Source organism: Rhizobium sp. YJ-22, assembly GCF_029601685.1.
Lineage (GTDB): Bacteria > Pseudomonadota > Alphaproteobacteria > Rhizobiales > Rhizobiaceae > Metarhizobium.
This window is the reverse complement of sequence record NZ_JARRIR010000005.1, coordinates 318,524-341,217: the sequence shown is the minus strand read 5'-3', so window position 1 is coordinate 341,217 and position 22,694 is coordinate 318,524. Positions and strand designations below refer to the sequence as shown.

23 protein-coding genes are annotated in these 22,694 nt (G+C 61.4%); 10 read left to right on the top strand and 13 right to left on the bottom strand.

Features of this window, described 5'->3' with window-relative positions:
• Positions 1 to 143: 143 nt before the first annotated feature.
• The 3 genes from P7F60_RS14720 to P7F60_RS14710 form a co-directional block, all read right to left on the bottom strand.
• A complete protein-coding gene (locus P7F60_RS14720) occupies positions 144 to 1,424 on the bottom strand; it encodes a polyhydroxyalkanoate depolymerase (protein WP_277918483.1) in 1,281 nt (426 codons plus the stop codon).
• 248 nt (positions 1,425 to 1,672) lie between these two features.
• Positions 1,673 to 3,082, bottom strand: coding sequence for a pyridoxal-dependent decarboxylase (locus P7F60_RS14715; RefSeq protein WP_277918482.1), 1,410 nt, complete (start codon positions 3,080 to 3,082; stop codon positions 1,673 to 1,675).
• A gap of 91 nt (positions 3,083 to 3,173) precedes the next feature.
• Positions 3,174 to 4,127 (bottom strand): glutathione S-transferase family protein, encoded by a 954-nt coding sequence (locus P7F60_RS14710; protein ID WP_277918481.1) that lies wholly within the window; start codon positions 4,125 to 4,127, stop codon positions 3,174 to 3,176.
• 220 nt (positions 4,128 to 4,347) lie between these two features.
• On the opposite strand from P7F60_RS14710, the gene P7F60_RS14705 reads away from it, so the two are divergent.
• Positions 4,348 to 4,947, top strand: a complete 600-nt coding sequence (locus P7F60_RS14705; RefSeq protein ID WP_277918480.1) for a nitroreductase family protein — start codon at positions 4,348 to 4,350, stop codon at positions 4,945 to 4,947.
• Between the two features lie 125 nt (positions 4,948 to 5,072).
• Here the strand turns inward: P7F60_RS14705 and gyrB are convergent, their stop codons facing one another.
• From gyrB to P7F60_RS14680, 5 genes are all read right to left on the bottom strand, one after another.
• A complete protein-coding gene (gene gyrB / locus P7F60_RS14700; protein WP_277918479.1) occupies positions 5,073 to 7,508 on the bottom strand; it encodes a DNA topoisomerase (ATP-hydrolyzing) subunit B in 2,436 nt (811 codons plus the stop codon).
• Between the two features lie 149 nt (positions 7,509 to 7,657).
• A complete protein-coding gene (locus P7F60_RS14695) occupies positions 7,658 to 8,023 on the bottom strand; it encodes a helix-turn-helix domain-containing protein (protein ID WP_277918478.1) in 366 nt (121 codons plus the stop codon).
• The gene (locus tag P7F60_RS14690; protein ID WP_277918477.1) at positions 8,020 to 8,571 is read right to left on the bottom strand and encodes a Smr/MutS family protein; all 552 of its coding nucleotides are present in this window, start codon (positions 8,569 to 8,571) and stop codon (positions 8,020 to 8,022) included. Before P7F60_RS14690 ends, P7F60_RS14695 begins: the two co-directional genes overlap by 4 nt.
• 4 nt (positions 8,572 to 8,575) lie before the next feature.
• A complete protein-coding gene (locus tag P7F60_RS14685; RefSeq protein WP_277918476.1) occupies positions 8,576 to 9,694 on the bottom strand; it encodes a murein transglycosylase A in 1,119 nt (372 codons plus the stop codon).
• Positions 9,691 to 10,398 (bottom strand): Tim44/TimA family putative adaptor protein, encoded by a 708-nt coding sequence (locus P7F60_RS14680; protein WP_277918475.1) that lies wholly within the window; start codon positions 10,396 to 10,398, stop codon positions 9,691 to 9,693. Before P7F60_RS14680 ends, P7F60_RS14685 begins: the two co-directional genes overlap by 4 nt.
• Before the next feature lie 133 nt (positions 10,399 to 10,531).
• Here P7F60_RS14680 and P7F60_RS14675 point away from each other — a divergent pair, with 133 nt between their 5' ends.
• The gene (locus P7F60_RS14675; RefSeq protein WP_277918474.1) at positions 10,532 to 11,038 is read left to right on the top strand and encodes an FxsA family protein; all 507 of its coding nucleotides are present in this window, start codon (positions 10,532 to 10,534) and stop codon (positions 11,036 to 11,038) included.
• Positions 11,039 to 11,152: 114 nt separating this feature from the next.
• On the top strand, positions 11,153 to 11,611 hold the full coding sequence (gene secB, locus P7F60_RS14670; protein WP_277918473.1) for a protein-export chaperone SecB: 459 nt from the start codon (positions 11,153 to 11,155) through the stop codon (positions 11,609 to 11,611).
• Between the two features lie 71 nt (positions 11,612 to 11,682).
• Here the strand turns inward: secB and dnaQ are convergent, their stop codons facing one another.
• The 5 genes from dnaQ to P7F60_RS14645 are packed head-to-tail and all read right to left on the bottom strand — an operon-like array spanning position 11,683 to position 15,292.
• Positions 11,683 to 12,384, bottom strand: a complete 702-nt coding sequence (gene dnaQ, locus P7F60_RS14665) for a DNA polymerase III subunit epsilon (protein ID WP_277918472.1) — start codon at positions 12,382 to 12,384, stop codon at positions 11,683 to 11,685.
• Position 12,385: 1 nt separating this feature from the next.
• On the bottom strand, positions 12,386 to 12,988 hold the full coding sequence (gene coaE, locus P7F60_RS14660) for a dephospho-CoA kinase (protein ID WP_277918471.1): 603 nt from the start codon (positions 12,986 to 12,988) through the stop codon (positions 12,386 to 12,388).
• Positions 12,985 to 13,839, bottom strand: a complete 855-nt coding sequence (locus tag P7F60_RS14655) for a shikimate dehydrogenase (protein WP_277918470.1) — start codon at positions 13,837 to 13,839, stop codon at positions 12,985 to 12,987. The genes coaE and P7F60_RS14655 overlap by 4 nt, the downstream gene beginning before the upstream one ends.
• Complete coding sequence (locus P7F60_RS14650; RefSeq protein ID WP_277918469.1) at positions 13,832 to 14,434, bottom strand: Maf-like protein; 603 nt, start codon at positions 14,432 to 14,434, stop codon at positions 13,832 to 13,834. Before P7F60_RS14650 ends, P7F60_RS14655 begins: the two co-directional genes overlap by 8 nt.
• Before the next feature lie 36 nt (positions 14,435 to 14,470).
• Complete coding sequence (locus tag P7F60_RS14645; RefSeq protein WP_277918468.1) at positions 14,471 to 15,292, bottom strand: pyruvate, water dikinase regulatory protein; 822 nt, start codon at positions 15,290 to 15,292, stop codon at positions 14,471 to 14,473.
• On the opposite strand from P7F60_RS14645, the gene P7F60_RS14640 reads away from it, so the two are divergent.
• The 7 genes from P7F60_RS14640 to P7F60_RS14610 all read left to right on the top strand — a co-directional run bounded on the left by P7F60_RS14640 (position 15,266) and on the right by P7F60_RS14610 (position 22,643).
• Positions 15,266 to 15,625, top strand: coding sequence for a hypothetical protein (locus tag P7F60_RS14640; protein WP_277918467.1), 360 nt, complete (start codon positions 15,266 to 15,268; stop codon positions 15,623 to 15,625). The two genes, P7F60_RS14645 and P7F60_RS14640, sit on opposite strands and share 27 nt — an antisense overlap.
• An 83-nt stretch (positions 15,626 to 15,708) precedes the next feature.
• Positions 15,709 to 16,728 (top strand): uroporphyrinogen decarboxylase, encoded by a 1,020-nt coding sequence (gene hemE / locus P7F60_RS14635; protein WP_277918532.1) that lies wholly within the window; start codon positions 15,709 to 15,711, stop codon positions 16,726 to 16,728.
• Complete coding sequence (gene hemJ, locus P7F60_RS14630) at positions 16,725 to 17,261, top strand: protoporphyrinogen oxidase HemJ (protein WP_277918466.1); 537 nt, start codon at positions 16,725 to 16,727, stop codon at positions 17,259 to 17,261. Before hemE ends, hemJ begins: the two co-directional genes overlap by 4 nt.
• Before the next feature lie 187 nt (positions 17,262 to 17,448).
• Positions 17,449 to 18,714 (top strand): transcription termination factor Rho, encoded by a 1,266-nt coding sequence (gene rho, locus P7F60_RS14625; RefSeq protein WP_277918465.1) that lies wholly within the window; start codon positions 17,449 to 17,451, stop codon positions 18,712 to 18,714.
• Positions 18,715 to 18,784: 70 nt separating this feature from the next.
• Positions 18,785 to 20,089, top strand: a complete 1,305-nt coding sequence (gene mnmE / locus P7F60_RS14620) for a tRNA uridine-5-carboxymethylaminomethyl(34) synthesis GTPase MnmE (protein ID WP_277918464.1) — start codon at positions 18,785 to 18,787, stop codon at positions 20,087 to 20,089.
• Positions 20,090 to 20,156: 67 nt separating this feature from the next.
• A complete protein-coding gene (gene mnmG / locus P7F60_RS14615; RefSeq protein WP_277918463.1) occupies positions 20,157 to 22,022 on the top strand; it encodes a tRNA uridine-5-carboxymethylaminomethyl(34) synthesis enzyme MnmG in 1,866 nt (621 codons plus the stop codon).
• Positions 22,023 to 22,643: a 16S rRNA (guanine(527)-N(7))-methyltransferase RsmG gene (locus P7F60_RS14610; protein ID WP_277918462.1), complete on the top strand. Its 621-nt coding sequence runs from the start codon at positions 22,023 to 22,025 to the stop codon at positions 22,641 to 22,643. It begins immediately after the preceding gene.
• The last annotated feature ends 51 nt before the right edge of the window (positions 22,644 to 22,694 follow it).

Below are 22,694 nucleotides of genomic sequence, written 5' to 3'. Positions count from 1 at the left end.
CGAGGCTGGCCGGATGCCTGCCCCTGATCGCCATGTGGTTACGCCGGCCCGCCGCTTCAAGCGGCAGGCGTACCGAAATTGGAAAAACAGACCTTGACAGGCAGCGCCTTCACGGCTCTGCGAGGCGGCAATCCGGCCCGGCGTCAGGCAGACTTGCCGCCCTGGATGACCTGCTGAATGCCGGTCTTGGCTTCGGTCTTCGAATGCTCCCGGGCGAAGGCGACAATGCGCGGGGCGATCTCACGGCGGAAGCGCGAACCGTTGAATACACCATAATGCCCGACATCCGGCTGCATGTAATGCATGCGCATGGCCTCGGGAATATTGGTGCAGATCGTCTGGGCCGCATGGGTCTGGCCGACGCCGGAGATATCGTCGTTCTCGCCTTCCACCGTCAGCAACGCCACGCGGCGGATGGCCGAAGTATCGACCCGCTTGCCGCGATGCATCATCTCGCCCTTGGGCAGCGCATGGCGCATGAAGACGAGATCGACGGTCTGCAGGTAGAATTCCGCCGTCAAATCCATGACCGCCAGATATTCGTCGTAGAAATCGCGGTGCTTTTCCGCCGGCTCGCCGTCGTTCTTGACAAGATGCCAGAAGAAATCCTTCTGGGCGATCATGTGGCGGTCGAGGTTCATCGACATGAAGCCGGAGAGTTGCAGGAAGCCGGGATAGACCTGACGCATGAAGCCCGGCTGCGGCCACGGCACCGGCATGACGACATTGTCGCGGAACCAGTCGAGCGACTTGCTCTTGGCGAGTTCGTTGACGGCGGTGGGGTTGATGCGGGTATCGATCGGGCCGCCCATCAGCGTCATCGAGGCAGGCGCCAGCGGATCGTTATCGGCTTCCATCAGCGCCACCGCGGCCAGCACCGGCACGGACGGCTGACAGACGGCAATCACGTTGGTGCGCTCGCCGAGGTGATGGATCATCTCGATGACGTAATCGACATAATCGTTGAAATCGAAGCTTCCTTCCGACACCGGCACCATGCGGGCATCGATCCAGTCGGTGATGTAGACGTCGGCGTTCGGCAGCAGCGCCTCGACCGTGCCGCGCAGCAACGTGGCATAATGGCCGGACATCGGCGCGACGATCAGGATTTTCGGGTCGGGCGCATGGCCGGGCGGCAGGATGCGCTGGAAATGCAGGAGATTGCAGAACGGCTTCGACCAGACGATCTTTTCCACCACCGGCACGCTCTGGCCGTTGACTACCGTCTGCGGCAGGTTGAAGGCCGGCTTGCCATAGCGGCGCGTCGAGCGCTCGAACACTTCGAGACCGGCGGCGACGGACCGGCCGATGACCGTATGCGACAAGGGATTGAGCGGATTGCGATAGGCCAGAAGCGACAATTCCGCCAACATCCGGAACGGCGCCATTGCCGCATGATTCATTTCATAAAACTGATAAAACATCGGACACGCTACCTCTCTTGAGACAGACTGTCGGGAAAGCCGCTCCCAATCCGGCGCTTCCTTCCGTCTCGCTGCACTGCGAAATGAGGAAGGATAAGCACCGTTTCTGCCGCAGAGCAACAGAATTGACGCGTGGCAGTTGCCCGGAGGCGGCTGATTGGCCCGCCTCTCCGTCGATTGTTATAATGGACTTAACGCGTTAACGTTCCCTGTCCATTTGTTGCATTGCATCGAATACCGACCCTCTTTCAAGATCTATTGCTCCGGGCAAGCTCCAAAATGACCCGGATCGCCGCTTCGGCATCCTCCTTTTCCATGTCGAACTGACCGGCCTGGAAGCGGATGGCGACCGCCCCATCGACGCGGGTCTGCGTCAGATAGATACGGCCGTCATCGTTGATCCGCTTCAGGAGCGCCAGATTGTGTGCGTCGGGCTCGGCGGCGCTGCGGTGGCGGAACGAGAACAGCGACAGAAAGGGCTCGGTGACGATCTCGAAATCCTGCTCCGTCCGCAGCCGCTCGCAGACGAGGCGCGCCCAGTCGACATGGTTGCGGATGCGGCGGCGCAGATCCTCCAACCCATGGCAGCGCAGCAGGAACCACAATTTCAGCGCCCGGAAGCGGCGCCCCAAGGGCACGCTCCATTCCGAATAATTGACGATGCCGTCACGCCCCTGCGTCTTCAGATATTCGGGGCGGATGGCGAGCGTGCGCACCAAAGCTTCGGGATCGCGGATGAACTGCACGGAGCAGTCGAACTGTGCGCCCAGCCATTTGTGCGGATTGAAGACGATGGAATCGGCGCCCTCGACGCCGGCCCATAAAGCGCGGAATTCCGGGCAGATCATCGCCGAGCCGGCCCAGGCGGCGTCGACATGCAGGTAGAGATTTTCCTTTCGCGCCACAGCCACGGTGGCGGCGATGTCGTCGCAGGCACCCGTGGACGTGCCGCCGACGCAGGCGATAATGCCGGCGGGCAACAGGCCCGCCGCACGGTCCTTCGCGATTGCGGTTTCCAGGGCGGCGATATCCATCGCCCTCTCCGGGCCTGATGTCGGGATGCGCACCAGATTGGCCTCGCCGATGCCGGCGATCCAGATGGCGCGGTCGATGGACGTATGCACTTGGTCCGAGGCATAGATGCGCAGCTTTGCCTGACCGGACAGGCCCTCTGCATTGCCCCGCCAGGCCAGCGCCTTTTCACGCATCACCAGCACGGCGGCGAGCGTCGCGGTCGAGGCCGAATCCTGGATGACGCCGGAAAAGTTTTCGGGCAGGCCGAGCGCCTGGCGCAACCAGTCGACCATGCGGGTTTCCAGTTCCGTCGCGGCCGGCGAGGTCTGCCACAACATGCATTGCGCCGCCATGGCGCTGACCAGATATTCGGCGACCACCGAGGCCGGCGCGGCATTGGCCGGGAAATAGGCGAAGAAACGCGGATGCTGCCAATGGGTCATGCCCGGCACGACGATCTTCTCGAAATCGGCAAACACCGTCTCCATTGCTTCACCGGTTTCCGGCGGCGTGGCGGCGATCTGCGCCGCGATTTCGCCGGGCGCCGTCTGGGCGCGCACCGGCTTGTCGCGCAGGCCGTTGCGATAGTCGACACCCCACTCCGCGGCCTGTTTCGACCAGTGGCGGAATTGCTCCTCGTCCATGGTTCATGCTCCTCCTCATTTCAGAGGGGGAAGGGTAATGCATGAAGCATGAGCGGGGCTAGCTCCGCTTTTTGCCTGGTCGGGCCATGCGCTACAGAATTTCCTCCAGTTTCGGTCCGACCGGCACGATGCCATTGGGATTGAGCGCCGCGATGGAATAATAGCCGCGCTTGATGTGGTCGATGTCGACGGTCGGGGCGATGCCCGGCCAGTCCAGCATCCGCCGCAGGAAAGGCCGCAAGTTGCGATAATCGGCGACCCGGCGCAGGTTGCATTTGAACAGGCCGTAATAGGCGGCGTCGAAGCGGATCAGCGTCACGAACAGCCGGATATCGGCCTCGGTCGGATGATCGGCGAACAGGAACTTTTTCCCGTCCAGCGCGGCGTCCACATCGTCGAGGCAGGTGAAGACATCGGCAAAGGCTTCTTCATAGGCGACTTGCGTGGTGGCGAAGCCGGCGCGGTAGACGCCATTGTTCAGCGCCGGATAGATACGAGCGTTGAAGGCATCGATCGCCTCGCGCTGCCCTGCCGGATAGAGGTCGATCCTTGCCGTTGCGAGGCTGCCGAAACCGTCATTCATCATGCGCAGGATATCGGCGGATTCATTGTTGACGATGGTCTGCCGCGTCTTGTCCCATAGCGCCGGCACGGTGGCGCGGCCGGTATAGAGCGGATCGGCCTTCGTGTAGATCTCGTGCATATAGGTGGCGCCGTTGACCTCGTCGCGGGTGGCGCCCGGAAAATCGCCGAAGGCCCAGCCTTCCCTGGTCAGCACCGGCTCGACGATGGAAACACTCAGCACGTCCTTCAGCCCCTTGAGGGCGCGGCCGATCAGGGTGCGCGAGGCCCAAGGGCAGATCAGGGCCACATAGAGATGATAGCGCCCGGTCTCGGCCTTGAAGCCGCCCTCGCCCGTCGGGCCGGCAGACCCATCCGGGGTCACCCAGTTGCGAAAGCCGGAGACCTGGCGGACGAAGCCGCCCTTCTCATCCTTGGCCTGCACCGGATGCCAGTCCGCCGACCATTTTCCATTCACCAGCATGATGTGCTCCGTCATTCATCGATGGCGGCCATCCTATCCATTCGCGCGCGCGACGGCAGACCCCAATCTCTGGACACAGTGTCAAACGGACACGACAAACCGTTTCACAGTCTTCGCCCGAGCGATTATGGTCCGCTCCTCTCAATTGTTTCATCGCATTTCCGAACGGAAAACCGGTTTCCACCTTTCCTGGAAATGCTCCAACAAACAGGGCCGTCCCATGACCAACAGCAACCACCGCCACACCGATCTGCCGATCGATCCGCTGTTTCTCGACCGCTGGTCGCCGCGCGCCTTCACCGGCGAAGCGATTTCCGACGAAACGCTGCTGACCATCCTCGACGCCGCCCGCTGGGCGCCCTCGGCCGGCAACGGCCAGCCCTGGCGTTTCATCTATGCCCGGCGCGGCACGGAGGCATGGCCGGCACTGCTGCAACTGCTCGACGAAGGCAACCAGCGCTGGGCGCAGAACGCCGGCGCACTGATCATCCTTGTGTCTCGCACCCATTCGCTCTCGACCAGCACCGGCGAGCGCCGCGCCATCTACACCCATGCCTTCGATACAGGGGCGGCCTGGATGGCGCTGGCGATGCAGACTATGAAGCTCGGCCTGCACGCCCATGGCATGGGCGGCCTCGACCGCAACAGAGCGATGGCGGAACTCGGCATTCCCGCCGACGATTACCGCGTCGAAGCCGCCGTCGCCATCGGCCGTCTCGCGGACAGGGACACCCTGCCCGACGATCTCAAGGCGCGCGAAATGCCGAGCCAGCGCAAGCCGCTTTCGGAACTGGCTTTCGAAGGAAAGTTTGCCGGTTAACGGCCGCGATGTTTCACGTGAATCACATTAACCATGATTCACGTGAAACCCGGTTTTCGGCTAACCATGAAAAAAGCCCGCCTCCCAAGGAAGCGGGCTTTTTTGCCGTGAATCGCCGGGCTCGATCAGATATCGAGGTTGGCGACGCTCAGCGCATTTTCCTGGATGAACTCGCGGCGCGGCTCGACCTCGTCGCCCATCAGGCGCGAGAACAGGCCATCGGCATTGGTGGCATCGGCGACGCGGACCTGCAGCAGCGAGCGGACATTCGGATCGAGCGTCGTTTCCCAGAGCTGCTCGGCATTCATCTCGCCGAGACCCTTGTAGCGCTGCATCGACAGGCCCTTGCGGCCGGCGGCGAAGATGGCGTCGAGAAGCGCGCGCGGGCCGGAGAGTTCCTGCACCCCGTCCTTGCGGCGCAGCTTCGGCGGAATGGCATAGATATCCTTCAGCCGCGCCGTCATCTGGTCGATATGGCGGGCATCGGAAGAACCGATCAGCGCCATATCGAGGAAGGTGACTTCCTTGACTCCGCGCACCATGCGCTCGAAGCGCAGGCCGCCGTCGCCGGCGACATGACCCACCCAGCCGCGCTCGGTTTCCTCGGCGATCAGGTCGAGTCGATGGGCGACGTCGGTCGCGATCTGTTCCGCACGCGAGGGATCGGCGGCCAGCTCGACATTCATCGCGCCCGAAATCGCCGCCTGCTCGACCAGCGAACGGCTGTAGCGCGAATGCAGACTGTCGACCAGGGCGCGCAGGCGCAGCGCATCCTGCACCACTTCGCGCAGATCCTGGCCGGTGCGGACTTCGCCGGTGCCCAGTTCCAGCGCGGCATCGTCGAGGCCCATGCTGATCAGATAGTCTTCGAGACCCTTCTCGTCCTTGACATATTGCACCGACTTGCCGCGCGTCACCTTGTAAAGCGGCGGCTGGGCGATGAAGAGATGGCCGCGCTCGATCAGTTCAGGCATCTGGCGGAAGAAGAAGGTCAGCAGCAGGGTGCGGATATGGGCGCCGTCGACATCGGCATCCGTCATGATGATGATCTTGTGGTAGCGCAGCTTGTCCGGATTGAACTCGTCCTTACCGATCGAGGTGCCGAGCGCGGTGATCAGCGTGCCGATTTCCTGGCTGGACAGCATCTTGTCGAAACGGGCGCGCTCGACGTTGAGGATCTTGCCGCGCAGCGGCAGGATGGCTTGGCTTTCGCGCGAGCGGCCCTGCTTGGCGGAACCGCCTGCCGAGTCACCCTCGACGAGGAACAGTTCGGACTTAGCCGGATCCCGTTCTGAACAATCGGCGAGCTTGCCGGGCAAGGAGGCGATGTCAAGGGCGCCCTTGCGCCGCGTCAGCTCGCGCGCCTTGCGGGCGGCTTCGCGGGCGGCGGCGGCTTCCACCACCTTGCCGACCAGCGTCCTGGCTTCCGTTGGATGTTCTTCCAGCCAGTTGGCCAGCGCCTCGTTGACCAGGCTTTCGACCACCGGGCGCACTTCCGAGGAGACCAGCTTGTCCTTGGTCTGCGACGAGAATTTCGGGTCCGGCACCTTGACCGAGAGAACGGCTGTCAGGCCTTCGCGGCAGTCGTCGCCGGTCAGCGAGACCTTTTCCTTCTTGGTGATGCCGGAGCTTTCGCCATAGGAGGTGATCTGCCGGGTCAGCGCCCCGCGGAAACCGGCCATATGCGTGCCGCCGTCGCGCTGGGGAATGTTGTTGGTGAAGCACAGCACGTTTTCGTGGTAGCTGTCGTTCCACCACATGGCGACTTCGACAGTGATGCCGTCCTTCTCGCTCTTGATGGCGATCGGCTGGGTGACCAGCGGCTTCTTGGCGCGGTCGAGATATCGCACGAAGGCTTCGAGGCCGCCGTCATACAACATCTCTTCTTGGCGGACGTCGGAATGGCGCTTGTCGGTCAGGAGGATGCGCACGCCGGAATTCAGGAAGGCAAGCTCGCGCAGGCGATGCTCCAACGTGCCGTAGTCGAATTCGGTCATGGTGAAGGTCTGGGGGCTGGCGAGGAAGGTGACTTCCGTGCCCGAGCGGCCCTCATATTCGCCGATCACCGCCAGCGGCCCATCGGCGACGCCATGGGTGAAGGCGATCTCGTGCAGCTTGCCATTGCGGCGAATGCGCAGCTTCAACCATGTGGACAGCGCATTGACCACCGAGACGCCAACGCCGTGCAGGCCGCCGGACACCTTGTAGGAATTCTGGTCGAACTTGCCGCCGGCATGCAGCTGGGTCATGATGACCTCGGCCGCCGAGACGCCTTCGCCGCTGTGGATGTCGGTGGGGATGCCGCGGCCGTTGTCGGTCACCGTCACCGAACCGTCGGGATTGAGCGTCACCGTCACCAGGTCGGCATGGCCGGCCAGCGCCTCGTCGATGGCATTGTCGACGACTTCGTAGACCATGTGGTGCAGACCGGAACCGTCGTCGGTATCGCCGATATACATGCCGGGCCGTTTGCGCACGGCATCCAGGCCCTTCAGAACCTTGATCGAATCGGCGCCGTATTCGGCATTCGCGCCGCTGGCGGTTTCAGGTGTTTCGGTCATGAAAAGTCTTTCCAGATGTGTCAGAGAAGACAGCGTTTTCCCGGCGGCGAATCAGCCGCAGTCTTGCCCATGAATATAAGGTTTCACAGGCATTTTTCCAAATTTCGAGCCATGAAACCTTCAAGAAAATCGGGGATTAACGCCCGAATTCACGGCGTATTGGCGGCTTTCGTCAGAAGCCTGTCCATTTCCTCTATCACGTCGGGATCGAGTTGGCGAATCATCCGCGCGAGACGATTGGCGAAGGCCGTGTATTGGGCCGGCAGGCCTGACGTATCGAGGCTGACGCGCGGCGCGGAAAAGCCGGCCAGCGCAAACAGATCCTCGGCCTCGTCCCAGATGATGTTGAAATAGCCGGCGATCCTCTGCAGCAGGTCGAAGGTCGGCGTGCCGCGCCGGCCATGCTCCAACGCCGAGAGATAGGCCGGCGAAACGCCGATGGCCGCCGCCATCTCCTTCTGCGACACGCCTTTGCGCTGCCGCAGCGCCCGCACCGCTTCGCCGAACGGCGTCATTCGCCGCCGCCCCGCACGCGCGACAGCCGCACATACAGCGCGCCCTCGCCGCCATGCTGGCGCGCCGCCGGCTCGTGCGAGGAAATCAGGTGGCGGAATTCCGGCTTGGAAAACCACATCGGCACGACGCGCTTCAACGCCCCGTCGCTGCCCATCGAACTGCCCTTGCCGGTGATGACCAGCACATGGCGCAGGCCCCGCCCATGGGCGCGGATCAGGAAATCGAGCAGCAGGAAATGCGCCTCGCTCTGCACCATGCCATGCAGGTCGATGCGCGCTTCGAGCGCAAGGCGGCCCTTGGCCAGCTTCTTCTTGGTCGGCTGTTCCAGCGGGTGGTGGCGATGGTCCTTCGATTTCAGCACCGGCGGCTGCGGTGCCGGCGGTTGCGTCTGTTCCGCCTTGGCCGCGATCGGTTCCGGCTCGGCCGGCTTCAGGCTTTCCTCGATTGCCAGCAGATCCTGCATCCGGCCCGGCAGGGCGCGTACGCTGCGAGCCACCTTGCCCCAAAGGATGCGATCTTCGGCATCGAGCTTGCGATCCTTGGCCATCGGCTCAGCGGAACCTTTCGGCCGCCCGGCGGGGAATGAGGATATGGAAATCGGCGGCGTTGCGCACGGTGCCGGCCAGTTCGCCGGCCTCATCGCCGGAGCCGGTAAAAATATCGCCGCGCGCCGGACCAACGATGGCCGTGCCGGTTTCCAGCGCCAGCATCAGCCGCTGGAAGGGTTGGCCGGCGTCGAGATGGGTTAGAGATCGCGAATGGATATAGAAGGGAAAGCCGAAGGTATGAATCCTCCGGTCGACGGCGAGCGCCCGTCCCGGCACCAGCGGCACCTTGGCCGCCGCCACCGGCCCCAGCGCCTCGTCCTCCACCGCTGCCTCGCGGAAGAAGATGTAGGATCGGTTATGCGCCATCACCGCATCCGCTTCATCGGGATGGGCGCGCAGCCAGGCGCGGATCGACTGCATGGAAATATCGGCGGGCGCGATCTCGCCGCGATCGATCAGCAGCCGGCCGATGGGCGAAAAAGGATGCCCGGCCTTGGCGGCATAGGTGATGCGCCTGAGGCTGCCATCGGGATAGCGCAGCCGCGCCGCGCCCTGCACGTGCACGAAAAACACATCGATGCGGGATTTCGCCCAGGCGATCTCCAGCCCCCGCCCGTCGAGATGGCCGTTATCGATGGCGAGGCGGTCGGCATAGGGCTCGATGCCGTTTTCGGTCTGCCGGGCGAAGGCATAGGACGGGTCGAGGAAGGACGGGCGATTGCCGTCGTCCAGATCGACCAGATCGTCCGGACGGCGATAGAAGGGGAATCTCCATTCGCCGCCGGGTGTGGGGCTGACGTCGATTTCCGGCTCGTAGAAGGCGGTGACGAAGCCGGGCTCGCCATCGGCGCGCTCGACCTTGAAAGGCTGGCAATGGACTTCGAAAAAGGCGCGCGCCTCGGCGGCATTGTCGGGTTCGGCGGCTTCGGCGGCATCCAGAAGCGGCATCAGATCGCCGACCGTCAGGCCGAGCGATCCCGTCTTGTAAGGTTTCACCTGAAGAATATGCCGGCGACAGGCCCGCAAAGCGGCAAACAGGGCGGAGGGATCGTCATCCCCCCACCCCGGCAGATCGGCAAAACTTTGCGGCCGAAGCGCGAAATCGATCGGGCCGGCGCTCATTGTTCGGATTCGGTGGCGATCAGCTTCCAGTTCGGATCGCGCGAACGGGTGTCGCGGGCAAAGGTCCAGACGTCGTTGACCTCGGCGACATTTTCCGCATCGCCATCGACCAGCGCCCCGGCGCGGTCATAGGTGGCGGATATCAGCTGGCTGGCGATGCGCAAGGTCAACTGCGCTTCCGATCCCTGCATCTCGGCATGGGTGAAATCGCATTTGTCGATACCGACGAAGGTGGATTTCACCGTTTCGCCGTTCTTCTCGCGCTCGGTGATCGCAGCGTCAAAGCCTTCATAGACTTCGCGCGACAGCAGGCCCTTCAGCGTCTTGCGGTCGCCATCGGCAAAGGCCATGACGATCATTTCATAGGCCATGCGGGCGCCGTTCAAAAACTCCTTCGGATTGAAGGAGGGATCGGTGCGGACAATATCGCGCAAGGCTGCGTTCAAGGCGCTGCCGGCCGGGGCCACGGCATCGATTGGCGCGAAAGCATCCTCACCGCCCTCACCCGGCTCGCGTCGCGGCAGGGTGACGACCTTGCCGTTATCGGCGCTCGCATCCGGGTTGCCGGCCTTGTCGCGCGCAGAGAATGGATCGAAGGGCGGCTTTTCGTTTCCGGTCCGCCGGCCCAGCACGCTGCGAAGCTGCAGGAAGATGAGTACCGCCGCTACCAGAAAAAACAGTGTCACGAAATCGCTAGAGCCCATATTATCCCAGAACCGCTGTTAAAATTCGCCGCTTCAAACCCCATATAGTCCGCAGCCGCCGATCATTCAAATAGTCAAACTGCAATCCGGCCCTGATCCTGACGGCGCCGCCAACCTTTAACGGTATATCATCATGCGCCCCTCGGTTCTTCCGCTTTTCGTCCTCCTGCTGCCGTTTATCGAAATCGCCGGCTTTATCGTTGTCGGCAAGGCCATCGGCGTGCTGGCGACGCTGGGGCTGGTGGTGGCGAGTTCGCTGCTCGGCATCGTGCTTCTGCGCCGCCAGGGCACCGGGCTTTTGAAGCGCCTGCAGGCCGAGGGCCGCAACGGCGTCGTGCCCGGCCGCGAGCTGGTGCATGGAGCGATGATCGTCGTCGCCGGCTTCCTGCTGCTTTTGCCCGGCTTCGTCACCGACATCATCGGCCTGCTGTTCTTCATCCCGGCGGTGCGCGATCTCGCCTGGAAGCTGATCGGCGCGCGCATGGTGGTGACGACCGGCGGGTTTGGCCAGCAGGGTTCGCCCTTCTCCGGCGCCCCGCGCCGCAACGGCGGGCCGGTGGTCGATCTCGACGCCGAGGATTTCAAGCGCGACAACGATCCGGATTCGCCCTGGTCGAACGGCCCACGCATCGGCCGGTGATATCGGGCGCCAAAGGCGAAGGGTTGTAAGCAAACCGCTGAAATGATAAGTGGCGCGACACTGATGTCGCCTGTCTGCGCACCAGGCCTTTATCGTTTCGCGAGGAAACCACCGATGACCGATGCCAGCCCGAGCCTCAATATCCTTGCCCAGTACATCAAGGATCTTTCCTTTGAAAATCCGGGCGCGCCGCGCTCCCTGCAGTCCCGCGACCAGGCCCCGGCGATCAACATCAATGTCAACGTCAATGCCAATCCGCTGTCGGATACGGATTTCGACGTCGTGCTGACGCTGAACACCGAAGCCCGCGACGGCGACAAGGTCGTGTTCAACTGCGAACTGGTCTATGGCGGCGTGTTCCGCATCTCCGGCTTCCCGCAGGAGCACATGCTGCCGCTGCTGTTCATCGAATGCCCGCGCCTGTTGTTCCCCTTCGCGCGCCAGATCGTCGCCGACGCCACCCGCAACGGCGGCTTCCCGCCGCTGATGATCGACCCGATCGACTTCACGCAGATGTTTACGCAGCGCATGGCCGAGGAACAGGCCCGCGCCAAGGTCGAGACCACGAACTGATCGGCAGAAATGTCCGACAAAAAACCCGGAGCTTCGCGTCCGGGTTTTTTGTTGTCTATCGTTTGGCGGGATCAGGAATATTGCTTCCACAACGCCTTGTCTCCAAGCTTGGCGACCAGCGCCGCATGGGCTTCCGCTTCCGCGACGCTGACGCGCGCCGCCAACGGACGCGGCCGTTCGCGCACAATGGTGACCGTCACTTCTTCCTGGATGCCGACAATCACCTCTTCGCTGCCGGCCGGCGCCAGACCGAGGGCGGCCTGGCGGCCGCCGATCATCTCGATATAGACTTCGGCGAGCAGCTCGGAGTCGAGCAGCGCGCCGTGCTTGGTGCGGTGCGAATTGTCGATGGCGTAGCGACGGCAGAGCGCGTCCAGCGAATTCGGTCCCATCGGATGCTTGCGCCGCGCCATCGACAGCGTGTCGATCACCTGATCCGGCAGGATCGGCGGCAGGCCGAGACGGCCGAATTCGGCATTGATGAAGCCGATGTCGAAGGTGGCGTTGTGAGCGATCCACTTGGCGCCGGCGAAGAAGTCGACGATCTGCTGGGCCACATCCGCGAAGGGCGGCTTGTCCTTCAGGAACTCGTCTGTGATGCCGTGGATCGCCAGCGCATCGGGATGGACCTTGGTCTCGCCGGGGCTGATATAGAGATGCAGCGTGTTGCCGGTCGGGAAATGATTGAACAGCTCGATGCCACCGATTTCGATGACCCGATCTGTCTTATTGTCGAGGCCGGTGGTTTCCGTATCGAAAATGATCTCGCGCATCTCAGTCCTCGTGTTTCGTTTGCCGGCTGCGGATATCGGCAATAATGGCGGATACACGCTCGCGCGCCGCCTCGATGCCGTGGCCGGTATCGACGATATAATCGGCGCGTTCGCGTTTTTCACGATCCGGCATCTGCCGCGACAGGATCAGCTCGAATTTTTCGTCCGTCATGCCTGGCCGCGACAGGACACGCTGGCGCTGGATCGCCGCATCGCAAGTGACGACGACGATCCTATCCACCCGGTTCTCCCCTCCCGTTTCAAACAGCAGGGGAATATCAAGCAGCACCATCTCCGTTCCAGCCGCGCGATGGCGGCCGAGGAAGGCCTGTTCGCGCGCCCGCACCAACGGGTGGACGATAGCCTCAAGCACGGCAAACTTAGCCGGATTCTCCTTCAATTTCCGGGCAAGCTCAACGCGATCTACCGCGCCGTCACGAACGCTGCCGGGAAAGGCGGCACCGACCGGCGCCACCGCCTCGCCGCGATAGAGGTCGTGAACAACGGCATCGGCGTCGTTGACCGGCACGCCGGCTTCGGCAAACATTGCCGCCGTCGTCGACTTGCCCATACCGATGGAGCCGGTGAGACCGATGACGATCATGCGTGGCGCTCCATATCGGCGACGATCAATGCCCGTAGCGCCTCATCGACGGCCGGCCGCCGGCCAAACCATTTTTCAAAACCGGGCACCGCCTGATGCAGCAACATACCGAGCCCATCGACAATCGCAAAGCCTTGCGCCTGCGCCTTGATCAGCATCGGCGTCATCAACGGCACATAGACGATATCGGTGACGACCGCACCGGATACCAGCGGCGTAAAATCGATGTCGATGGCATTCTCGCCATCCATGCCAACCGAGGTGGTGTTGACGAAGAGATCGGCGCCGCGCATCACCTCGCCGAGCGCGCCTTGCGGATGCGCGAAAATTTTCGGGCCAAACCGGTCCGCCAGTTCCTGCGCCCGCGCGACGGTGCGGTTGACGATATGCACTTCCGAAAAACCACGATCGCGCACTGCCTGGACGATGGCGCGCGCAGCACCACCTGCCCCAAAGATCACCGCACGCAAGCCCTTGTCCCAGCCGGGATGGCAGGCATCGAGATTGGCGGTGAAACCGTAACCGTCGGTATTGGTCGCCCGCACCTTGCCGTCCTCGACCCAGAGCGTGTTGGCGGCGCCGAGTTCCTTCGCCAGTTCATCCGGCGTATCCACCAAACGGCAGGCGGCTTCCTTGTGCGGAATGGTGACATTGCCGCCGACGAAGCCGGCTTCGCCGGAGCGCAGGCCTTCGATGAAGCCGGCAAAGTTTTCCGGTGCGACATCCTCGGCCGTATAGCGCCCCGCGATGCCGAACTGCTCCAGCCAATGGCCGTGTATCAGCGGCGAGCGTGAATGCCTGATCGGATGGCCGCAGACGAAGGCGCGTCTTGTTTCACGTGAATCAACCATCGATGACTCCGAGACGGCGCAGCTGCGCCAGCAGCGGCAAAAGCGGCAGGCCGATAATGGTGAAATAATCGCCCTCGATTGCCGTGAAGAGTTGAACCCCCTCGCCTTCGAGCTGATAGGCGCCAACGCTTTGCAGCGCCTTGTCGCCGACACGGCCGAGATAGGCCTCGACAAAATTTTCCGAGAGATCGCGCACCGTCAGCCGCGCCTCGGAAACATGCCGCCACAGGACGTCTGCGCCGCGGGCCAGAACCATGGCGCTGTTGAGCTGATGCGTTTTGCCGGACAAGGACAAGAGATGGCTTTTTGCTTCATCGCGATGAGCCGGCTTGTGATAGACCCGGTCGCCAAGGGACATGGTCTGGTCGGAGCCGAGCACGATGGCATCCGGGTGACGCCCGGCCACATCCAGCGCCTTGGCCTGCGCCAGCGCCAGCGCCACCTCCTGCGGACTCGCGCCATTTTCCGCCAGCGGCGCCTCGATGGCGCGCTCGTCAATGTTTGCCGGATAGGCTTCGAAGGTCAACCCGGCATTGTCCATCAGCATGCGCCGGAACGGGCTGGAGGATGCCAGGATCAGGGAGGTGTTTTGCATGCCGCCTCGTCGCGCCGGAGGTTTCATGAGACCGCTCTAACGCAGCTTCGGCCGCAGCGCAACGATGGCCGCCGCCGTCTCCTCGATGGAGCGGCGGGTGACGTCGATGACCGGCCAGTTGTTGTGGGCGCAGACGGCGCGGGCATATTTCAGCTCCTCGGCAATCGTCGCCCGGTCGGTATATTGGCTGTTGCTGTAATCGCCGCTGGCACCGAGAATACGGTTTTCGCGCACCTGCGAGATGCGATCCGATGTGGCGATCAGGCAGACGACAAGCGGTTTCACCACCTTCAGCAGCGCTTCCGGCAGGGGCATGCCGACAACGATCGGCACATTGGCGGTCTTGATGCCGCGATTGGCGAGATAGATGCTGGTCGGGGTTTTCGAGGTTCGGCTGATGCCGATGATGACCACATCGGCGTCCTCGTAGCCGTCCGGCGCCTGGCCGTCGTCATGGTCCATGGCAAAGTTCATCGCCTCGATGCGGGCGAAGTAATCCGCATCCATGCGATGCTGCGCCCCCACTCGCCGCCGTGACGGCGCCCCGAGATAGTTCTGGAAAATATCCATCACCGGTTCGAGCACATTGACCGAGGGCACCTGCATTTCGGCGCATCGCTCGCGAACGATCGCCGCCAGTTCCTGGTCGACCACCGTATAGAGCACGATGCCGGGCTCACGGTCGATGGCCTCCAGCACCGGCATCAACTGCCGGCGATTACGGATCAGCGGATAGACATGCTCGATGGGATGGCTGAGCTTGAATTGCGCCGAGGCCGCGCGGCCCGCCGACATCAGCGTCTCGCCCGTGGAGTCAGAAATCAGGTGCAGATGGAAGAAATTTTTGCGGTTCTCCACGCTAATTTCCCTCGCCTGTTGATGAATTGGGATAAGCAACCGGTTTCCCCGGCGACCGGCGCGGCGGCTGGGAAAAGTCCCGGGTTTTCCACACCGCGCGATCGTGTGGCTCTTGCCTCTCCTGGCCTGTGGGTTCTGTGGACAAGGTTTGCGCGCCAAGCTTTATCCACAGCGCGTCCACCGGTCAACTCCATACGGAAATTTCATAAATTGCTGTTTTTCAATGATTTTCAGGGTTTTTCCGTATTCCCGCCATCAAGTCAGGGTTTTATCCTTGTCAGGGATTACCCGCGCGGCAATTTGTACCGTCTGGGGATTGACTTTAATCCTTGATAGTCACCGACTCTAAGAAATAGAAACCCTTTCAAGATCTCTTTTATTAAATGGATGGAACCGTGAGCGTCGAACGCGCAGTCATGAAAGTCCTTGACGGCGAAACGCTGTCGCCGCCTCCCCTGTGGCTGATGCGTCAGGCCGGCCGTTACCTGCCGGAGTATCGGGCAACCCGCGCCAAGGCGGGGAGCTTTCTCGATCTCTGTTATTCGCCGGAATTCGCGACGGAAGTGACGCTGCAGCCGATCCGCCGCTACGGCTTCGATGCGGCGATCCTGTTCTCCGATATCCTCGTCATTCCCGATGCACTGAAGCGCGACGTGCGCTTCACCGAGGGACATGGCCCGCAGATGACGCCGATCGATGCGGACGGCATTCACGCCCTGAAGCCGGATGGCGTCATCTCCCACCTGGCCCCTGTCTTCGAGACGGTGCGCAACCTGCGCCGGGAGCTGCCTGAGAAGACTACCCTGCTCGGCTTCTGCGGCGCGCCCTGGACGGTGGCGACTTATATGATCGCCGGCCACGGCACGCCCGACCAGGCCCCTGCTCGCCTCTTCGCCTATCGCCATCGCGAGGCTTTCGAGTATCTGCTCGCCTTCCTCGCCGAGGTTTCGGCCGATTATCTCGTCGAGCAGATCGATGCCGGCGCCGATGCCGTGCAGATCTTCGACTCCTGGGCCGGGGTGCTCGGCGAGGCGGAATTCGAAGCCTTCGCGATCGCGCCGGTGCGGCGCATCATCCAGTCGGTCAAGGCGCGGCGGCCACAGGCCAAAATCATCGCCTTCGCCAAGGGCGCCGGTTATCAGCTCAAATCCTATCGCCAGAAGACCGGCGCCGACGCCATTGGCCTCGACTGGTCGGTGCCGCTGGCCTTTGCCACTGAATTGCAGAAGGACGGGCCGGTGCAGGGCAATCTCGACCCGATGCGGGTCGTCGCCGGCGGCAAGGCGCTGGAGGACGGCATCGACGCTATCCTGCAGGCCCTCGGAAACGGACCGCTGATCTTCAATCTCGGCCATGGCATCACGCCGCAGGCCGATCCCGAGCATGTCACCGCCCTCGTCGCCCGCGTGCGCGGCCGTCAGGGAAGCTCGGCATGATCGAGCAGACCGATCCCGGTCTCGGCCGCCGGGCGCGCCTCAGGGCGATGACGGCCCTTGCCGTCGCCGTCCTCATCCTCAGCAGTCTTTATCTTTGGGACCCGGATAATTTCTATCTCTGGGCCAAGGCGCTGCACGTCGTCGCCGTCATCTCCTGGATGGCCGGCCTGCTCTACATGCCTCGGCTTTTCATCTATCACTTCGATTCCGAGCCGGGTTCAAAGCAGTCGGAAACCTTCAAGGTGATGGAACAGCGGCTGTTGTCGGTCATCATGCGTCCGGCCATGGCGGCTGCCTGGCTGCTCGGGCTCTACATCGCCTGGACGATTTACGGTTTCCACGGCGGCTGGCTGCATGCAAAACTGCTGCTGGTCGTGCTTCTGACGGGTTATCACGAGTTCCTGGGGAAGGCGGTCAAGGATTTCGCTGCCGACCGGCGCGAAAAATCCCCGCGCTTCTGGCGACTGATGAACGAGGTTCCGACGCTGCTGATGCTCGCCATCGTCATCCTCGTCATCGTCAAACCCTTCTGAAACAGACTATTTTTCGAATTCGTCAGGGTTTTTTCCCTGCCCCCTTGCGGCTTGCCGTTTCAGTCGCTATTTTCCGCGCATCTCATCTTCGTGGCATGTGTAAGCATTGCGTCGATCGCGGAGCCCTTCCGCAGCATCGCAGACGATCCCACGCCTTCCCCTCGACAATACGACATGGTCTCTCTTCATGGCTGAAATGAAGCTTCAGGAACTCAAGAACAAGACTCCCACCGATCTCCTGGCCTTCGCCGAATCACTGGAAGTCGAAAACGCCAGCACCATGCGCAAGCAGGAGCTGATGTTTGCGATCCTGAAGGTTCTTGCCAACCAGGACGTGGAAATCATCGGCGAAGGCGTGGTCGAAGTGCTGCAGGACGGTTTCGGTTTCCTGCGTTCCGCCAATGCCAACTATCTGCCCGGCCCCGATGATATCTACATTTCTCCCTCGCAGATCCGCCGCTTCTCCCTGAAGACCGGCGATACCGTTGAAGGGCCGATTCGCGGACCCAAAGAAGGCGAGCGCTATTTCGCCCTGCTCAAGGTCAACACGATCAATTTCGACGACCCGGAAAAAATCCGCCACAAGGTCCATTTCGACAATCTGACGCCGCTCTATCCGAACGAGCGCTTCAAGATGGAACTCGACGTTCCCACCTCGAAGGATTTGTCGCCGCGCGTCATCGATCTCGTGGCGCCGCTTGGAAAGGGTCAGCGCGCCCTGATCGTCGCGCCGCCGCGCACCGGTAAGACGGTACTGTTGCAGAACATCGCCCATTCGATCACCGCAAACCATCCGGAATGCTACCTGATCGTCCTGCTGATCGACGAACGCCCGGAAGAAGTCACCGACATGCAGCGCTCGGTGCGCGGCGAAGTCGTGTCCTCCACTTTCGACGAGCCGGCCGTGCGCCACGTTCAGGTCGCCGAAATGGTCATCGAAAAGGCCAAGCGTCTGGTCGAGCATGGTCGTGACGTCGTCATTCTGCTCGATTCGATCACCCGTCTCGGCCGCGCCTACAACACCGTCGTGCCGTCTTCCGGCAAGGTTCTGACCGGCGGTGTCGACGCCAACGCCCTGCAGCGCCCGAAGCGCTTCTTCGGCGCGGCGCGTAACATCGAGGAAGGCGGTTCGCTGACGATCATCGCCACCGCCCTGATCGATACCGGCAGCCGTATGGACGAAGTCATCTTCGAAGAATTCAAGGGCACCGGCAATTCGGAAATCGTCCTCGACCGCAAGGTCGCCGACAAGCGCATCTTCCCGGCGATGGACATTCTCAAATCCGGTACGCGTAAGGAAGACCTGCTCGTGCCGCGCCAGGATCTGCAGAAGATTTTCGTGCTGCGCCGTATCCTGGCGCCGATGGGCACCACCGACGCAATCGAATTCCTCATCGACAAGCTCAAACAGACGAAGAACAATGGCGATTTCTTCGACTCGATGAACACATAGTAGACCGTTCTCTTAGCCAGAGTCGAAAAGGTGGGCCTCGCCCACCTTTTTGTTTTAGCCGAGCAAGGAAATGAACGACACGATTTTTGCCTTATCCAGCGGCGGTCTTCCGTCCGGCGTGGCAGTCATCCGTCTCAGCGGGCCGGCGGCGTTCGATATTTGTCGACAAATCGTCGACTCGATACCGGAGCCACGAAAAGCCGCTTTGCGCACGCTGCACCGGCGCGATGGCCAACCGCTGGACCGAGGCCTCGTCCTCCTTTTCCCCGCCCCGGCGTCCTTTACCGGCGAAGATTGCATCGAGCTGCAGATCCACGGCGGCAAGGCGGTTGTCTCCGCCGTGCTGGACGAACTCGGGACATTTCCCGGCGCCCGTCTTGCAGAAGCCGGTGAATTCTCTCGCCGGGCCTTCGAAAACGGCCGAATCGATCTGGTTGAAGTCGAAGGCCTCTCCGACCTCATCAATGCCGAAACCGAAATGCAACGTCGCCTTGCGCTGGAGCAGATGGCCGGGCATGTCAGCGCGATCTACGATGGCTGGGCCGAACGCTTGAAATTCGCCCGCGCCATGATCGAAGCCGAACTCGATTTCCCTGACGAGGAAGACGTTCCAGGATCCGTTTCGGATCGCGTCTGGCACGATATGCGTCAACTCGCGTTCGAGATCGGCGACCACCTGACCCGTAGCAAAGGCGGCGAAATCATCCGCGATGGTCTCAAGGTCGTTATCTCCGGCCCACCCAATGCCGGCAAATCGACCTTGTTCAACGCGCTTGTGCAGCGAGACGCCGCCATCGTCACCAGCATTCCCGGAACCACGCGAGACATCCTCCAGACCGATATCGTCATCGACGGCTTTCCTGTCCGCCTGACCGATACCGCCGGTTTGCGTGAAACCGATGACGTCGTAGAACAACTGGGCGTCCAACGTGCACGAACTGCAACAGAGAGTGCTGACGTCGTTCTGCGTCTCCATAGCGCTGAGTTGGAGGTGGACAATACCCCAATCCAAACGGCAGGCCGCATCATCAATATTTGGGCGAAATCCGACGTTCACATCAAACCGGATGATTTTGAAATCGCGATCTCAGCCGAGACCGGCCAAGGATTGGAAGCGCTGAAAACCTTAATCGTTAAAGATGCTAAAGCCTTGACCGCGAACGGCTTGGTTCTCGCGTCTCGGCAGCGCCAACTCACGGCTCTGCGTACGACTCAAGAACGCATCGATGAAGCCTGTATCTCCCCTCATCTTCCGCTTGATCTGCGAGCTGAGATGCTTCGTCAAGCTGGCAATGAGCTTGGCAGGATTACCGGTCGTGTTGACGTCGAGCAGCTGCTTGACGTAATCTTCTCTCAATTTTGCATCGGGAAATGACTCACGTGAAACACTTCCACCTGAGCGAGTCCTTCCAGATGTTTCACGTGAAACAGTAGAACCGATCATGACCAAATTTGACGTCATTGTCATTGGCGGTGGCCATGCCGGCTGCGAGGCGGCGGCTGCGTCGGCACGCATGGGTGCCGAGACGGCATTGATAACCCATAAGCACGCCACCATCGGCGTGATGTCTTGCAACCCCGCTATCGGTGGTTTGGGCAAAGGCCACCTTGTCCGCGAAATCGATGCGCTGGACGGATTGATGGGGCGCATCGCTGATGCCGCCGGCATCCAGTTTCGCCTGCTGAACCGCAAAAAGGGGCCGGCCGTTCGCGGCCCGCGCACCCAGGCGGACCGCAAGCTCTATCGCCAAGCCATGCAGGCCGAGATCGATAATTACGCCAATCTCACCGTGATTGAAGGCGATGTCGCCGATTTGCAACTGGAAAACGGTTCCGTCCGTGCCGTCGTTCTCAGCACCGGTGAGGTCTATTTTTGTGGCGCCGCGGTTCTTACGACCGGTACATTTTTGCGTGGCCTTATCCATATTGGTAACCGAAAGTTTCCGGCGGGGCGCATGGGGGAAGAACCCTCGACAGGTCTCTCCAAAACCTTGCAATCTACCGGAATAACTCTCGGACGTCTGAAGACTGGCACACCCGCAAGGCTCGACGGCAAAACCATTGCTTGGTCCGAAATTGGCTCACAAGCGGCGGATAGCGATCCGAGCCCCTTTTCTTTCCTGACCGAAACGATCTCGAACCCGCAGATCGAATGCGGTGTAACGCGGACGGTCACGAAAACCCATCAGATCATCAAAGATAATATTCATCGCTCAGCGATGTATTCCGGACAGATTGAGGGCATCGGCCCGCGCTACTGCCCCTCTATCGAGGATAAGATCGTTCGTTTTGGCGAACGCGATGGGCATCAGATTTTTCTGGAACCTGAAGGGCTGGATGACGATACAGTCTATCCAAACGGCATCTCGACGTCGCTGCCGGAGGATGTGCAGGACGCCTTTATCCGCTCGATCCCTGGCCTCGAGAATGTTCGCATTCTTCAGCCCGGATATGCTATTGAATATGACCACATCGATCCGCGCGAACTGCGCCCTTCCCTCGAAGTCAAGGCGGTTCCCGGCCTTTTCTTGGCCGGGCAGATCAATGGCACTACGGGATATGAAGAAGCTGGCGCACAAGGTCTCGTCGCAGGTTTGAATGCAGCCCGGTCCGCAGGTGGTTCTGAAGCCTATGTCTTCAGCCGGACCGACTCCTATATCGGCGTCATGATTGATGACCTGACATCGCGGGGGATCACAGAACCCTACCGTATGTTCACCTCCCGCGCCGAGTATCGCCTTTCCCTGCGTGCCGACAACGCCGATATGCGCCTGACCGAACTCGGCGTGGAAATCGGTTGCGTAGGAGCAACGCGACGCGAAGCCTTCTCTTGCTTCAAGAACGATCTTGATCGTTATCGAGCCGTTCTAAAGAACAAAGGCCTGACACCTTCCGAAGCCGGGCGCCATGGGTTGCGGCTGAACCAGGATGGACAGAGGCGGTCCGCTTACGAGCTGTTGGCATATCCAGATCAGTCTCTTGTCGGCCTGTCGCGAATCTGGTCGGAGTTGGCAGAGATACCGCGCAAGCTCGGGGAAGCTCTCGAAATCGAAGCGATGTATGCGGTCTATATGGACAAGCAGGCACGCGACATCGCGGATCTGCGGCGGGATGAATCGATGGTTATTCCGGATGACTTCGATTATGCCCCCTTGCCCGGCCTGTCGAATGAACTGAAGCAGAAGTTATCCAGATTCCGGCCAAACAATCTCGCCCAAGCTGCGATGGTCGATGGCATGACGCCGGCGGCGGTGTCGTTGCTGTTGGTTCACCTGCGCAAGCGGTCATTGGAAGGGAAAGCGGCGTAAATGGCATTCGATCCCCAGACCTTGAACGTTTCACGTGAAACGTCCGATCGGTTGGCGCATTTCGTCGAATTGTTTGTCAAATGGGCTAAAGTCATCAATCTGGTCGCGCCATCAACCTTGGTCGATGTCTGGCGTCGGCACGTCGTGGATAGCAACCAGCTCTATGATCTCGCGCCAGGGCCTCATCGCTGGGTCGATCTGGGCAGCGGCGGTGGCTTTCCGGGGATCGTTACAGCGATCCGGCTGGTGGAAATCGGTGAAGGCTGGGTGCATCTGGTCGAGAGCAATAATAAGAAAGCCGGCTTCTTGCGCATCGCTTTGCAAGAAACAGGCGCGCGGGGCAGTGTTCATCCGATCCGTATTGAAGAGGCGGTAAGGGAGATTCCGGGTTGCGACCGGATTTCTGCGCGGGCGCTGGCCGATGTCGATAAGTTGCTGGGCTATGCGGCGCCCTGGTTTGAAAACAATCCTCAGTGTCGCGCTTTTCTCCACAAAGGACGGGAATATCGCGAGGAGCTGCGCAATGCACATGGAAGTTGGAGATTCGATCTGGTAGAACACCAGAGTGTTGTCGAGACCGACTCGAAAATCCTCGAAATTTCCAATTTGCGGCGTTTATAGCGATTTCAGGTGCGGCATATGGCCTATGAGAAGAACCGGATAATCACAATT

Bases quoted from the DNA above. Each gene is read 5' to 3' on its own strand.
- P7F60_RS14720 (WP_277918483.1), bottom strand. From the start codon at position 1,424: ATGTTTTATCAGTTTTATGAAATGAATCATGCGGCAATGGCGCCGTTC.
- P7F60_RS14715 (WP_277918482.1), bottom strand. From the start codon at position 3,082: ATGGACGAGGAGCAATTCCGCCACTGGTCGAAACAGGCCGCGGAGTGG.
- P7F60_RS14710 (WP_277918481.1), bottom strand. From the start codon at position 4,127: ATGCTGGTGAATGGAAAATGGTCGGCGGACTGGCATCCGGTGCAGGCC.
- P7F60_RS14705 (WP_277918480.1), top strand. From the start codon at position 4,348: ATGACCAACAGCAACCACCGCCACACCGATCTGCCGATCGATCCGCTG.
- gyrB (WP_277918479.1), bottom strand. From the start codon at position 7,508: ATGACCGAAACACCTGAAACCGCCAGCGGCGCGAATGCCGAATACGGC.
- P7F60_RS14695 (WP_277918478.1), bottom strand. From the start codon at position 8,023: ATGACGCCGTTCGGCGAAGCGGTGCGGGCGCTGCGGCAGCGCAAAGGC.
- P7F60_RS14690 (WP_277918477.1), bottom strand. From the start codon at position 8,571: ATGGCCAAGGATCGCAAGCTCGATGCCGAAGATCGCATCCTTTGGGGC.
- P7F60_RS14685 (WP_277918476.1), bottom strand. From the start codon at position 9,694: ATGAGCGCCGGCCCGATCGATTTCGCGCTTCGGCCGCAAAGTTTTGCC.
- P7F60_RS14680 (WP_277918475.1), bottom strand. From the start codon at position 10,398: ATGGGCTCTAGCGATTTCGTGACACTGTTTTTTCTGGTAGCGGCGGTA.
- P7F60_RS14675 (WP_277918474.1), top strand. From the start codon at position 10,532: ATGCGCCCCTCGGTTCTTCCGCTTTTCGTCCTCCTGCTGCCGTTTATC.
- secB (WP_277918473.1), top strand. From the start codon at position 11,153: ATGACCGATGCCAGCCCGAGCCTCAATATCCTTGCCCAGTACATCAAG.
- dnaQ (WP_277918472.1), bottom strand. From the start codon at position 12,384: ATGCGCGAGATCATTTTCGATACGGAAACCACCGGCCTCGACAATAAG.
- coaE (WP_277918471.1), bottom strand. From the start codon at position 12,988: ATGATCGTCATCGGTCTCACCGGCTCCATCGGTATGGGCAAGTCGACG.
- P7F60_RS14655 (WP_277918470.1), bottom strand. From the start codon at position 13,839: ATGGTTGATTCACGTGAAACAAGACGCGCCTTCGTCTGCGGCCATCCG.
- P7F60_RS14650 (WP_277918469.1), bottom strand. From the start codon at position 14,434: ATGCAAAACACCTCCCTGATCCTGGCATCCTCCAGCCCGTTCCGGCGC.
- P7F60_RS14640 (WP_277918467.1), top strand. From the start codon at position 15,266: ATGGAAGAAATTTTTGCGGTTCTCCACGCTAATTTCCCTCGCCTGTTG.
- hemE (WP_277918532.1), top strand. From the start codon at position 15,709: ATGAAAGTCCTTGACGGCGAAACGCTGTCGCCGCCTCCCCTGTGGCTG.
- hemJ (WP_277918466.1), top strand. From the start codon at position 16,725: ATGATCGAGCAGACCGATCCCGGTCTCGGCCGCCGGGCGCGCCTCAGG.
- rho (WP_277918465.1), top strand. From the start codon at position 17,449: ATGGCTGAAATGAAGCTTCAGGAACTCAAGAACAAGACTCCCACCGAT.
- mnmE (WP_277918464.1), top strand. From the start codon at position 18,785: ATGAACGACACGATTTTTGCCTTATCCAGCGGCGGTCTTCCGTCCGGC.
- mnmG (WP_277918463.1), top strand. From the start codon at position 20,157: ATGACCAAATTTGACGTCATTGTCATTGGCGGTGGCCATGCCGGCTGC.
- P7F60_RS14610 (WP_277918462.1), top strand. From the start codon at position 22,023: ATGGCATTCGATCCCCAGACCTTGAACGTTTCACGTGAAACGTCCGAT.